This is a genomic window from Thermaurantimonas aggregans (assembly GCF_003851885.1).
Taxonomy (GTDB): domain Bacteria; phylum Bacteroidota; class Bacteroidia; order Flavobacteriales; family Schleiferiaceae; genus Thermaurantimonas; species Thermaurantimonas aggregans.
In genome coordinates, this window is record NZ_BHZE01000005.1 from 56,824 (window position 1) to 69,822 (window position 12,999).

The 12,999-nt window shown below is 50.5% G+C and carries 12 protein-coding genes; 4 read left to right on the top strand and 8 right to left on the bottom strand.

The features are described 5' to 3' along the window. Positions 1-23: 23 nt before the first annotated feature. From EIP89_RS03660 to hisB, 3 genes are read right to left on the bottom strand one after another with little or no spacing between them, the layout of a single operon-like run. Positions 24-737, bottom strand: a complete 714-nt coding sequence (locus EIP89_RS03660) for a 1-(5-phosphoribosyl)-5-[(5-phosphoribosylamino)methylideneamino]imidazole-4-carboxamide isomerase (protein WP_124397302.1) — start codon at positions 735-737, stop codon at positions 24-26. Positions 738-743: 6 nt separating this feature from the next. After that, positions 744-1,334, bottom strand: coding sequence for an imidazole glycerol phosphate synthase subunit HisH (hisH, locus tag EIP89_RS03665; protein WP_124397303.1), 591 nt, complete (start codon positions 1,332-1,334; stop codon positions 744-746). Positions 1,335-1,347: 13 nt separating this feature from the next. Further along, complete coding sequence (gene hisB, locus EIP89_RS03670; protein WP_124397304.1) at positions 1,348-2,499, bottom strand: bifunctional histidinol-phosphatase/imidazoleglycerol-phosphate dehydratase HisB; 1,152 nt, start codon at positions 2,497-2,499, stop codon at positions 1,348-1,350. Positions 2,500-2,605: 106 nt separating this feature from the next. Between hisB and EIP89_RS03675 the strand changes: the two genes are divergently transcribed. Then, the gene (locus tag EIP89_RS03675) at positions 2,606-2,797 is read left to right on the top strand and encodes a hypothetical protein (RefSeq protein WP_124397305.1); all 192 of its coding nucleotides are present in this window, start codon (positions 2,606-2,608) and stop codon (positions 2,795-2,797) included. Between the two features lie 118 nt (positions 2,798-2,915). On the opposite strand, the gene hisC is transcribed toward EIP89_RS03675, so the two are convergent. From hisC to hisG, 3 genes are read right to left on the bottom strand one after another with little or no spacing between them, the layout of a single operon-like run. Further along, positions 2,916-3,953 carry a histidinol-phosphate transaminase gene (gene hisC, locus EIP89_RS03680; protein ID WP_124397306.1) on the bottom strand — a complete coding sequence of 346 codons (1,038 nt, stop codon included), beginning with the start codon at positions 3,951-3,953 and terminating at the stop codon, positions 2,916-2,918. Beyond that, positions 3,950-5,254, bottom strand: coding sequence for a histidinol dehydrogenase (gene hisD / locus EIP89_RS03685; protein WP_218019317.1), 1,305 nt, complete (start codon positions 5,252-5,254; stop codon positions 3,950-3,952). Before hisD ends, hisC begins: the two co-directional genes overlap by 4 nt. 20 nt (positions 5,255-5,274) lie before the next feature. Then, positions 5,275-6,132 carry an ATP phosphoribosyltransferase gene (hisG, locus tag EIP89_RS03690; RefSeq protein WP_124397307.1) on the bottom strand — a complete coding sequence of 286 codons (858 nt, stop codon included), beginning with the start codon at positions 6,130-6,132 and terminating at the stop codon, positions 5,275-5,277. Between the two features lie 117 nt (positions 6,133-6,249). Between hisG and EIP89_RS03695 the strand changes: the two genes are divergently transcribed. From EIP89_RS03695 to EIP89_RS03705, 3 genes are all read left to right on the top strand, one after another. After that, the gene (locus EIP89_RS03695; RefSeq protein WP_124397308.1) at positions 6,250-6,543 is read left to right on the top strand and encodes a hypothetical protein; all 294 of its coding nucleotides are present in this window, start codon (positions 6,250-6,252) and stop codon (positions 6,541-6,543) included. 1,635 nt (positions 6,544-8,178) lie between these two features. Beyond that, the gene (locus EIP89_RS03700) at positions 8,179-8,712 is read left to right on the top strand and encodes a T9SS type A sorting domain-containing protein (RefSeq protein WP_124397309.1); all 534 of its coding nucleotides are present in this window, start codon (positions 8,179-8,181) and stop codon (positions 8,710-8,712) included. A 51-nt stretch (positions 8,713-8,763) separates the two neighbouring features. Next, positions 8,764-10,392, top strand: a complete 1,629-nt coding sequence (locus EIP89_RS03705; RefSeq protein WP_160160509.1) for a T9SS type B sorting domain-containing protein — start codon at positions 8,764-8,766, stop codon at positions 10,390-10,392. A 299-nt stretch (positions 10,393-10,691) separates the two neighbouring features. On the opposite strand, the gene ruvB is transcribed toward EIP89_RS03705, so the two are convergent. Both ruvB and EIP89_RS03715 read right to left on the bottom strand, forming a co-directional pair. Continuing rightward, positions 10,692-11,729 carry a Holliday junction branch migration DNA helicase RuvB gene (ruvB, locus tag EIP89_RS03710; RefSeq protein ID WP_124397311.1) on the bottom strand — a complete coding sequence of 346 codons (1,038 nt, stop codon included), beginning with the start codon at positions 11,727-11,729 and terminating at the stop codon, positions 10,692-10,694. Then, the gene (locus EIP89_RS03715; protein WP_124397312.1) at positions 11,726-12,985 is read right to left on the bottom strand and encodes a M16 family metallopeptidase; all 1,260 of its coding nucleotides are present in this window, start codon (positions 12,983-12,985) and stop codon (positions 11,726-11,728) included. Before EIP89_RS03715 ends, ruvB begins: the two co-directional genes overlap by 4 nt. Positions 12,986-12,999: the final 14 nt, after the last annotated feature.

The following is a 12,999-nucleotide window of genomic DNA, read 5'->3' on the forward strand; positions in this document are numbered from 1 at the left end:
TGGAGTTATGCAAGGAATCTTTTTTAATCTTTGAGCGAAAGATGGCCTTCGTACAAGGCCTTGCCAATGATGGCACCCGAACAGCCTAAGGCCTTGAGTGTCTCTAAATCTCTTACAGAACGCACGCCACCGCTGGCCACCAATCGAATACCCGGATGATTAGATAGCAGCGTTTTGTACAGCTCAATGGAAGGACCGCTGAGCATACCGTCGCGTCCCACATCGGTACTGAAGAAGTAGTGTATGGATTTCGATGTCCAATGGCTGATAAATTCTTGAATATGCACTTCGGATACCTCCTTCCATCCGCCAATAGCAAGGAATCCATGCACCACATCTGCGCCTAGGAAGAAGCGTTCAGCTCCTACATTTTGGATCCATTTTTCCATTACATCGGGTCGGCGAACAGCCATGGAACCAATGGATACATAGCGCGCGCCGGCGTTGAAGACAGATTGAAGGGTCTCAAGCGACGAAATGCCACCGCCATAGTCGATGACCAAGTCTGTGTGGGTTGCGATAGCTTCCAAAACGTTCAGATGAGCAACTGCACCCATGCGAGCACCATCGAGATCTACCATATGAAGCCTGCGCAATCCAGCATCCTGAAATCGAAGAGCTACCTCCAGCGGATTTGCTGAATATTCCTTTGCGGAAGAAAAATCTCCTTGCGTGAGTCTGACACACTTGCCGCCGATGAGATCGATGGCTGGTATGATTTCAAATTCGGTGTGCATGAGTTTTCAATATTTGATATTCAAAAAGTTGTATAAAATAGCCTGGCCGATGGGACCTGATTTTTCGGGATGAAACTGGAGGGCAAAAAAGTTGTCGCGTGCCAATGCGGCCGAAAAGTCTTGCCCATATTCCGTCGTGCCAATGGTGAATGGACACACCTCAGCATAATACGAGTGCACGTAATAGACATAGCTGTTAGATGGCACGTCTTGAAATAAAGGCGACGACTGCTCGGCTTGTAGAGTGTTCCAACCGATGTGGGGAACCTTTAGTACACCGTTGAAGCGCTTAACTTGTGCCGGAAAAATGCCAAGGCAATTGGTGTCGCCCTCATCTGAGTAGGTGCAGAGCAGCTGAAGGCCGAGACAAATGCCAAGTACGGGCTGTGTGAGGGTCTTCAATACTTCGTCGAGTCCACGCTCTCGCAAGTATGCCATAGCCGAGGAGGCTTCTCCCACACCGGGAAAAATGACGCGATGAGCTGAGCGAATCAGACTAGCCTCATCAGTAATCAGTACTTCAACTCCCAGTCGCCTAAGGGCGATGGCTACGGAGTGGGTATTGCCGGCGTTGTATTTTACGATGGCTACTTTCATAAAAGGCAGGGGGTTACAGAATTCCTTTAGTAGTAGGCAGGATGAGGTGGTCTGGGTCGCGACGAATCGCCATTCGCACGGCACGGGCAAAAGCTTTGAAAATGGCTTCAATTTTATGGTGTTCGTTGGTGCCCTGAGCTTGTATGTGCACGTTGGCGCGGGCAGCATCTGCAAAGGACTTGAAGAAGTGTGAAAACATTTCGGTAGGCATATCGCCGATCTTTTCTCGAGTAAAGGTAGCTTCCCACACCAGCCAAGGGCGTCCGCCGAAATCTACAGTAACAAAAGCCTGACAATCGTCCATCGGCAAGGCATAGCCGTAGCGCTCTATTCCGCGTTTATCGGCCAAAGCCATTGAGAAAGCTTCGCCCATGGCGATAGCGACATCTTCTATGGTGTGATGCTCGTCGATGTGCAAGTCGCCATTGGCGCGCAGGTAGAGGTCGAGACTGCCATGACGCGCCAGCTGCTCAAGCATGTGGTCAAAGAAGCCTAGACCTGTGTGAATATCAGATTGTCCGCTTCCATCGAGTTGAAGGCGAATCTCAACGTCTGTTTCGCTTGTGGTGCGTCGGTGGCTTACTGTGCGGTTCAGTCGGAAGAGGAATTGATACACTTCGCGCCAATGGGCGACGATGTGGTCAGGTACCACATCGGGCGGCAAGGCGTGTAGGGGAGAGGTGAGGTAGATGCTTCGGCTACCGAGATTGCGCGCCAGCAATACATCGGCAGCACGGTCGCCAATTACCCATGAATTGGCGAGGTCGTAATCGCCCTGCATATAGTGAGTGAGCATGCCAGTGCCGGGCTTGCGGGTGGGCTTGCCCTCGTGGGCAAATGAGCGGTCGATGCACACTTCGCGAAAGGCAATGCCTTCGCCGGCCAGCAGACGGAGGATGAGCTCTTGAATGGGCCAGAAAACTTCTTCCGGATAGCCGGGTGTGCCAAGGCCGTCTTGATTGGTGACCATCACGAGGTCGTAGTCGAGCTGTCGGGCGATTTTGCCGAGGTATTCGAATACGCCAGGCAAAAAGGAGAGCTTATCGATGCTATCGACCTGATAGGTTTCGGGGGGCTCGTGTATAAGGGTGCCGTCGCGGTCGATGAAGAGCAGTTTCTTTTTGGTATGGCTCGTTAAGGGAGTGATGCTATGAGGTGTGGTCATGTTTTCTAAAATTTTACGGTTAGGTCAATGGGTGGAATATGTGTTTGAACATTTCAATGATGTGGCAAGGCCGGCACATCTTTTCGCGTGAGGGATAGAAGCGGATATGAGCCGCAGCGGGTGGGGAATTGCGGCACCTGGGCGAGGCTGGCTGGCCCGAAGGGCAGACAACGCAGCCCAGACGATATCAGCTGGAGCTGATATGTCTGGACATGCCCAGATGAAGTCGGCTACTGCCGCTAGGATAAGCCAAGTCGGTGGTGCCGCCCCCACCCGCAAGGCGAATATGAGCGGATAGCCCGGCCTGAGCAGCTGCCCGAAAGGGCATGCTGCGAAGGACACGCCCAAATGAAAGCTCTCTTCTAACCCTTGTCTGGACAAGCCCAAATCAACATTCAAAAAATTACTGCGCTCATTCATATTTCGGCAAGGGCTTGGAGGAGTTGGTCGTTTTCGGCAGGGGTGCCAATGGTGATGCGAAGGCACCCTTCGCAGAGGGGCTGGCGGCTGCGATCGCGCACTACGATGCCGTTGCTGAGCAAGTGGCGATAGGTGGACTGGGGGTCGATGAAGCGCACGAGCAGGAAGTTGGCGTCGGAGGGGTAAACTTGTAGCACGTTCGGCAAGCTGCTGAGCTGTTGGGCTACGCGACGACGCTCGGTGCGGATGAGGTTAATGCGCTGATTTATGGCCTTGTGACTGTCGAGGGCAGTGTAGAGGTATGACTGGGCGGCCTGGCTGAGGTTGTAGGGCAACTTGATGCGATAAAGCACGTTGATGATTGATGGATTGGCCAACGCCATCCCGACGCGCAGTCCGGCAAGTCCCCAGGCTTTGGAGAAAGTGCGCAGGAGGACCAGATTGGGCTGGGTGGTGAGCAAGTCGGTGAGTCCGGGCTGGTCGGCAAAGTCAACATAGGCTTCGTCGACTACTACAATTCCGTGAAAGGCCTCGAGCAGTCGTTTGATGGAAGTTCGGCTTAGCAGATTACCCGTAGGATTGTTAGGCGAGCAAAGGAAGATGATGCGTGTGAAGGGCCGCAATGCCTGAAGAATGGCCGGCTCATCGAGCTGAAATTCAGGGGTGAGTAAGACCTGCTGTATGCCAACATCGTGAATGTTGGCTTGCACTTCGTACATGCCATAGGTGGGCGGACAGGTCAGGATGGAGTGCTCACCCGGTGTGCAGAAGGCTCGGATGAGCAGGTCGATGGCTTCGTCGCTGCCACTGCCGAGAAAGATATGATCCGCTGGCAGGTCAATGAGCGAAGAAATTTTTTGTCTTAAATCAGTATGATGGGGATCGGGATAGCGGTGAAAGGGGGAGTCGTCGAAGGGATTTTCGTTGGCATCGAGGTATATACGCGCTCTGCCTTGAAACTCGTCGCGAGCGGAGGTATAGGGCTTTAGTTGGCGGATGTTGGGCCGCAAAAGAGCATCGAGGTCGAAAGTCATCGGTCGATGGTGTTGGTTTTCAGGTAATTCAGGCGAATGGATACAGCTCTACGGTGTGCAGACAGGTTTTCGGCTTCGGCCATGGTTTCGATGACCGGGCCGAGCCGGCGAAGGCCATCGGGCGACAGGTGTTGAAAGGTGATTTTCTTCACAAAACTGTCGAGCGATACCCCGCTGTATGCACGGGCATAGCCCCCGGTAGGCAGGGTGTGATTGGTGCCCGAGGCATAGTCGCCGGCGCTTTCGCACGAGTAGTGACCTATGAAGACGGAGCCGGCATTGGTGACGCGCTGCGCCAGCGCTCTGGCATCGGCACAGGCAATAATGAGGTGCTCCGGAGCATAGGCGTTGGAGAGTTGTAAAGCTTCATCAGGAGTGTTGACAAGGATAGCCTTGCTGTTTTCAAGGGCTTTCTGTGCTATATCACGTCTTGGCAAGTCAGTGAGCTGACGCTCGACTTCGCGCATCACGGCCTTTAGGGTGTTTTCGTCCCAGGTGATAAGCAATACCTGTGAATCGGTGCCGTGCTCAGCCTGAGAGAGCAGATCGGCCGCCACAAAGGCTGGCTGTGCGGTAGCATCGCAGATCACAGCTACTTCTGATGGGCCTGCCGGCAGATCGATGGCCACTCCGTCACGCGCCACAAGCTGCTTGGCTGCGGTCACATACGCATTGCCAGGGCCGAAGATTTTGTACACGGCCGGTATGCTCTCTGTGCCATAGGCCATGGCAGCGATGGCTTGAGCGCCACCCACCTTAAATACTTTGCTAAGTCCCAGTGTTTTGGCGGTAAATAGAATGGCCGGATGTACCGTGCCATCTGGCTGCGGAGGGGTACAGACCACAATTTCGCTACAACCAGCGATGCGCGCCGGCACCCCGAGCATCAGGAGTGTAGAGTAGAGTGGAGCCGAACCACCCGGCACATACAAGCCTACCCGCTCAATGGGTACCGACCGACGCCAACAGCGCACACCGGGCAGGGTTTCGACTTCTTCGTGTTTTTCAATTTGCGAACGATGAAAGGTTTCGATGTTTTTCTGAGCCAGCCGAATGGCCTTTTTGAGGTCTTTAGGGCAGGATTCTTCAGCGGCTTGAAATTCGGATTCTGACACGCTGAAATCCGTGAGCGCCACTCCGTCAAACCGGGCAGTATATTCTCTCAAAGCAGCATCTCCCCGCAGCTTTACAGCTTCGAGTATGGGCAGCACTGCCGATTCCAAGGCTCGGGTATCGGCTGCCGGCCGGTGCAACAATTCTGACCACTGACTGAATTCGGGATTTCGGTAAATCTTCATCATTAAGCTGAAATTCATGTAGGTTACACAATCATCTTTTCAATCGGAACCACCAATATACCTTGAGCGCCAAGGGCTTTGAGCTGCTCGATCACTTCCCAGAAGGTGTCTTCTTCCACTACCGAGTGCAGCGAGCTCCAGCCTTCGGTAGCCAAAGGCAGTATGGTAGGGCTTTTCATGCCCGGCAGCACCCGGGCAATTTCGGGTATGCGTTCGTTGGGTGCATTGAGCAAGATGTATTTGTGGTTTCGCGCCTTGCGCACAGCTTGTAGGCGGAAGACCAGCTTGTCGAGCAATTCAGCCTTTTCACGGCTTAGGTCAGGTCGAGCTACCAGTACGGCCTCAGAGTGCATCACTGTGACTACTTCGCGAAGGCCATTGGTAAGCAATGTGCTGCCGGTGCTAACAAGGTCGCAAATGGCATCCGCCAATCCAATACCCGGTGCAATCTCTACTGAGCCGCTGATTTCGTGAATTTCGGCCGAAATTCCCTGCTCTTTCAGGTAGCGGCTCACAATGCGCGAATAGCTGGTAGCAATGCGCTTACCATTTAGATCGGCAATGCCACTAAAAGGCTCATTTTTAGGTACTGCGATCGACAGGCGACACTTACCAAAGCCCAGCCGTTCGGCCACTTTGAGATTTTTATCCTTTTCAGCCACCACATTCAGGCCCACAATACCCACATCGGCCACTCCATCGGCCACGTACTGCGGAATGTCGTCGTCGCGCAGCAGGTAGATTTCCAGCGGAAAGTTCGATGCCTCCGTACGCAGCTTGCTGCCGTCGTTTGGGAAGTGAATGCCGGCTTCTCGAAGGAGCTCAGCCGACTTGTCGCTCAGGCGACCCGATTTCTGTAGAGCAATTTTCAATTTGGTCATACTTTTCAAGGGATTTAAAAACAAAAAGGGCTTACCGGTTGGCAAGCCCTGAAAATTATACGGATATTATCGTGCTTACTGATAGGGATGATGCACTACACATCCTCGGCTTGCCCGGTGGTGGGAAGCGTGGTGATGATGAAGATGGATGTGTACGCGCTGCATCATGGCCGCAAATATAGACGAAAACCTTTAACAAAAGCTCCGAAATGTAGCTTTAGAATTTTTTTATTTTTTGAGTTTGGGCGTGCCCCCGGCGAAGGTGCTCGCAAGCACCTTGCCGGGGTCGGTCCCTTCCTGGCTCGCTCTTCGCTCGGTGCTACGCTGCGCTACGCACTGCCGGCTTCGCCGTCACCCTCCAGGCACCTCACGCGGCAGCAGCCTTCGGCCGCTTTTAATTACTTTTACTAAAACCAGTTATTGAAAGACTGATTTGTGCAGATTATGCTGCGAATTTTTGCCGATAAATTTTTACTCACCCCAAATCCCTCTTTGTTGCCAAAGGCAACAGAGATCCACAGATCCCGACAAATCTCCTCTGAGCTTTCGTCGGTAGGCAGATGGAGGTGGTAAGTAGAAAAAAGCCCTTAAAACATTTTCGCCCTACGACACAAGGCAGGCATTCCCTGCTGTGGGGCAAGGGAAGAAGCCGGCGAGGCCGCCATAAACACCAACTATCAGGTACACATACGTCTGCCGGCCGACATTCCGGCTTCGCTGCAAAGAATGCCGGCCGTAGCTGTCGTGGCGAAAAGGATTTCAGGCTTGACCTTTTTGGTTCCTTTTTGTGTCAAGACAAAAAGGAACGCCCGCGCGGCAGCGCATTCATATAGTCCAAAACGATAAACCTAACGAAAACCCACACCCCTTCAACACCCATTAGCGAGTCCTGCAGGCAATAATTCCCCCCTAATAAATCCAATGGAAATAGAGCCGCAGATCCCGACAAATCTCCCCTGAGCTTTCGTCGGTAGGCAGATGGAGGTGGTAAGTAGAAAAAAGCCCTTAAAACATTTTCGCCCTGCGACACAAGGCAGGCATTCCCCGCTGTGGGGCAAAGAAAGAAGCCGGCGAGGCCGCCATAAACACTAGCTATCAGGTACACATACGTCTGCCGGCCGACATTCCGGCTTCGCTGCAAAGAATGCCGGCCGTAGCTGTCGTGGCGAAAAGGATTTCAGGCTTGACCTTTTTGGTTCCTTTTTGTGTCAAGACAAAAAGGAACGCCCGCGCGGCAGCGCATTCACATAGTCCAAAACGATAAACCTAACGAAAACCCACACCCCTTTAACACCCATTAGTGAGTCCTGCAGGCAATAATTCCCCCCTAATAAATCCAATGGAAATAGAGCCGCAGATCCCGACAAATCTCCACTGAGCTTTCGTCGGTAGGCAGATGGAGGTGGTAAGTAGAAAAAAGCCCTTAAAACATTTTCGCCCTACGACACAAGGCAGGCATTCCCCGCTGTGGGGCAAGGGAAGAAGCCGGCGAGGCTGCCAGAAACACTGGCTATGAGGTACACACACGTCAGCCGGCCGACATTCCGGCTTCGCTGCAAAGAATACCGGCCGTAGCTGTCGTGGCGAAAAGGATTTCAGGCTTGACCTTTTTGGTTCCTTTTTGTGTCAAGACAAAAAGGAACGCCCGTGCGGCAGCGCATTCACATAGTCGTAAACATTAAACCTATCCAAAACCCACACCCCTTCAACACCCATTAGCGAGTCCTGCAGGCAATAACTCCCCCCCCCAAATAAATCCAATGGAAATAGATCCACAGATCCCAACAAATCTCCCCTGAGCTTTCGTCGGTAGTGGGGCCGGGGAGTCAGTATAAAAAAGCTTTAGAAAAACACATTTTGCACACATTTACACCTACTTACCCTGAAATTTTTCACAGAAACTGTTAAAAAAATTTTGCCATTTTAAAATTTCGTTTAGATTTGACTAGCTGAATGTAAAACTCCCATCATTATGAAAACAACTACTACTCCGGCATCAGCTCACCAGCTCACTGCATACTGGCTAAGGTAAAAGTCTTATAGGCCATGAAAACAAAGCCGTATGACCATCAAGCAAAAACTAACTACTTCCACCAGATAAACATCGGCTCCCCCGGCCAAACGGCCAACAATAGGTGGATAAACAATATAGTGCAGAATAAAATAAATGGGTTTTTATCAAACCCAAGTCCAGTTCCAAATTATTATTGGAACATTAGTCAAGGGATTGATTATGATCCAAGTCCAAATCCCAATATTATAAATTCAATTAATACAGCTACAATATACTCCTGCATTTCAGCCCCAGCGTATCGCCCGCTTGATGCTGCAGAAATACCTACGCCTGAAATACAGCTTTATCCAAATCCTTTTACAGACCTACTGAATATTCAAGGCAATGGTCTTCACCTGGTAGATATAGTCTTATACACTCTACACGGTCAGTTAGTGATTCAAAAAAATCAGATGAGCTTAAGCGAACAGGTTACACTTGACCTGCATGAGTTGCCGGCAGGTATTTATATGCTTTCTGTGCATCAAGGTGGCCATCAAAATGTGTATAAAGTTGTAAAACAATAAATAAAAAAAGCCGAGTGAAATCCTTTATCCGGCTTTCAAAAATCAATGCTGATGAGAAAGTATGTTCTACTTCTATTGTTAAGCATTTATGGTTGTGCAAATGCACAAAATCTGATACAGAATCCTTCTTTTGAAGAGTGGAGTCAACCGTGCAACTACTCATATGATTGTCCTTATATTAGATTGTCCTTAAAACAATCTCATAGTGGTTCGTGGGTTAATAATTGGTATCTTAATAATGATTTTAGACATCATGGAAGATCTTATTATTCAACCGTCATGCGCAATGGCAAAACTTATGTACATAATACTACCTATCCAAATTTGTTATTACATACTTCCAACAATATACCTATACCACAGTCAAGAGGCGGAATTACCCATCTTGCATTTTTTGTTCTCCAAAATTTTTATCCGGTTACAGCTAGTGGAATTTGCACCACACTTCATAAAGACATATGGGTTGATTTAATTGGTAATAAATTAAAAGACACAGTCAAAACAGGTGATTATTGCGGTTTTTTTTATGCTCGTGCCGACAGCAGAAATACCTTTCGATTTAAAAGTATTGGCATCTTTTTGAAAGAGGATTCGTTGTATCAGCCCTTTGGCCCCAATGTCAATTACACCAATGCTGATCTCCCCTCGATTGGCCATGTAGTGTTGATCAACGATTCGGCTTCCATAAATCAGTCTGCAGAATGGAAGAAGATTTCCTTTAAAACGACCATAACAAACGGTAACTATACTATGCTCTATTTAGGTTGGTTAGAGCCGAACATAAATGATAACTTCAGTTCCATTGTTGATTCTACAGGTGCTTTAGTATTGATTCGATGTGGAATAAATCAAATACCAATAAGTTTCGCTTCCATATTTTACATCGACGACGTACATTTTTTCCGATGCAGCGATACGGTCTTCAGCGTGCATCTACCGGCTGATACGGTGCTGTGCGACGGCGACTCTTTAGTGCTCACTCCTACGGTAATCGACAGCCTCTACGCCTTAGAAAACGAGACCCGCAGCTATCTGTGGAGCACAGGCGATACCACCCCTACCATCACCGTCACCCAGCCGGGCAGCTACTGGGTGCGGGTGACCATCGACGGGGAGTTTACAGCCTGGAGTGACACCATCCATGTCGGCTTTATCAGCGACTTTGTCACTACAGCCTTGCCGCACCCCGATACCATCTGCGAGGGGCTGTCAGCACAGTTGGCCGTGCAAGTACCCGCCGGCATGCCGGGCATCACTACGGTGTGGAGCACCGGCGATACGGCCTATGCCATCACGGTACAAGAGCCTGGTACCTACACGGCCTATACGTACAACGAGTGCTTTGCCCACACCGATACCTTTACGCTATATACCCGTTTCTGCTGGGACAAGGAGCAGGCCTTCACCACCCTGTACATACCGAATGCTTTCACACCCAACGGCGACGGGCGTAATGACTGCTTTCAGGTAGTGGGCGACAATCTGAGCAGCTATCAGATACAGATCTTCAGCCGCTGGGGAGAATTGGTGTACCAGAGCGACGACGTGAGCCAGTGTTGGGATGGCACACACCGGGGTCGTCCGGTGCCCGACGGGGTTTACTTGTATGTAATCCGCCACACTGACCGCCACGGCAATCCCATGCCCGTTCGAAGAGGAGAGATACGGCTGTATCGGTAATTAAGTAGGTTAAGAATTAAAGGTAAAAGATAAACTTTAGTCAATGTTGATGCCAAAATAACGTTGACTATTTATTGACTTAGTAGGGGTTTCAGCAGTAGTAAAATTTTTAGCGGCTGAAAGCTGCTGCCGCGTGAGGGATACGGCGGGCGCGCAGCAGCGCGGTGCGAAGGCGAAGCGATGCTGAGCCGAAGCACGGGAGCGAAGCGGACCCCAAAGTAGCCCGACCCCGGCGAAAGCGCTATCAGCGTTTTGCCGGGGGCACGCCCAAAAAAAGAAAAAAGAAAAATTTTTCTTATTCAGTCTTCGATATCGAAGAGTAGGGGGAGGCTACTGCCAGGAGGCTTCTTTCCCAGATGCCGGTAGGCCTTATCCATAGCCACGCGACCTCGGCTCGTACGAGCAATGAAACCTTCTTGAATGAGGTAGGGCTCATAGACTTCTTCGATGGTGCCGGCCTGCTCGCCCACAGCAGTGGCTAGGGTATTGATGCCGACGGGCCCGCCGTTGAACTTCTCGACAATGGCGGTAAGAATGCGATTGTCCATTTCGTCGAGGCCATTTTCATCGACCTGGAGAGCGGTGAGGGCAAAGCGGGTGATGTCGAGGGTGATGGTGCCGTCGCCTTTGATCTGGGCAAAGTCGCGTACGCGTCGCAAGAGGGCATTGGCGATGCGGGGTGTGCCACGGGAGCGACGTGCGATTTCGACGGCGGCATCGGGATGGATGGGCACACCGAGAATGTGTGCGCTCCGCTCGACGATGGACGAGAGTAGCTCGGTGGTGTAGTACTGCAAGCGGGCATTGATACCGAAGCGGGCGCGAAGCGGACTGGTGAGCAGGCCGCTGCGGGTAGTAGCACCAATAAGGGTAAAGGGATGAATCTGAATCTGAATGCTGCGGGCTGCCGGTCCGGAGTCGATCATGATGTCGATTTTGAAGTCTTCCATAGCCGAATAGAGATACTCTTCGACAACGGGGGAGAGGCGGTGAATCTCGTCGATGAAGAGTACATCGCGCTCTTCGAGTCCGGTGAGCAGTCCGGCCAGGTCGCCAGGCTTGTCGAGTACCGGGCCAGAAGTAACTTTTATATTGACTTTCAATTCATTGGCGATGATATTGGCCAGGGTGGTTTTACCTAAGCCCGGAGGGCCGTGCAGCAGGACGTGATCGAGTGCTTCCCCACGCTGATTGGCAGCAGCAACGAAGACTTTGAGGTTTTCGACCACAGATTCCTGGCCGGCAAAATCGTCAAATGTGGCCGGGCGAAGTTTTCGCTCGATTTCAATTTCTTCAGGTGCGAGGCGATTTTTATCGGGATTGAGGTTCGGATTCATACCGATTCAAAGATAAGCGTGGATAGACCGTCAGGATTGAGGTATTTGCTAACTATTTCCTGGATATGGTGAGGGGTGATGCCGCTGATTTTTTCCCAGATTTGGGAAGTGTCTTCAATTTTTTGGAAGAGCTCCCAGGAGCGGGCTGCATTAATTATTTGATTGAGGGCATGTTCCTGCTGTATGAGGTAATGACCCATAAATTGCACTTTGGCCTTCATGAGTCGACGCTCGGTCAGTGGGGTATCGATGAGTTTTTGTAACTCTTGATGAATGAGTTTCAGCACTTTTTTCAGCGACTCCTTATCGGTGCCGAAGTAGATTCCTAAAAACCCGCAATCAGAGTACACATTGAAGAAGGATTCTAGCTCATAAGTGAGGCCAAATTTTTCACGGATGTTGAGGATCAATATGTTGTTCAACCCCGGTCCGCCAAGCATGTGATTTAATAATGCAAGGGTAGGGTAGTCAGCATGGTGTACACCAGGAGTCAATATGCCCAAAGCTGCATTGCACTGATGATTGAGATGCTGACGAACGATGTTAAAATGGTGGAAGGTAGGCGCCTCGCTGCGTTCGCGAGCAGGGCCTTTTGGCTGATATCCAGCTGTGATGGATTCAGCCCATTGTGCGATGGATTCTGGTTTGATCTGTCCGCTGAAAAAGAGCAGAATACGCTCGGGACGGTAAAGCTCAGAGGTAAAACCAATAAAATGTTCACGCCGGAAAGAACTCACACTTTCAAGGGTTCCAAGAATGTTTCTCCCGATAGGATGACCCCCCGTGAGCAACTCATCGAATTCATCGAGCAAGGCATCAGAAGGAGAGTCTTTGTACGACAAAATTTCGTCGCGAATGACCTCAGCTTCTTTTCGGATTTCGCGTTCGGGAAAGGTGGATTCAAATGCAATTTCAAAAAGCAATTCAATGGCTTCCCTGGCGTGTTGGCGAAAACAGGTTGCATGAAGGATTGTATTTTCTCGAGAGGTGTATGCATTCAGTTCACCACCTCTGTCGTCGAGCTTTGAGAGGATGTAGCGAGCTGTATGACGTGTTGTACCTTTGAAGAGCATGTGCTCTGTAAAGTGTGCCAGGCCTCCTTCGTGTGGCAGTTCATCGCGTGTGCCTGCTTTAATGAGCAGTCCACAATATGCAATAGGCGACTTTGTGTATCGATGTACTATAGTAAGCCCATTGGGAAGGACATGAATGTGTATGTCTTGTTTTTTCTTTTTTACAACGTTTAGTAATACCATTTTTCAAACAACAT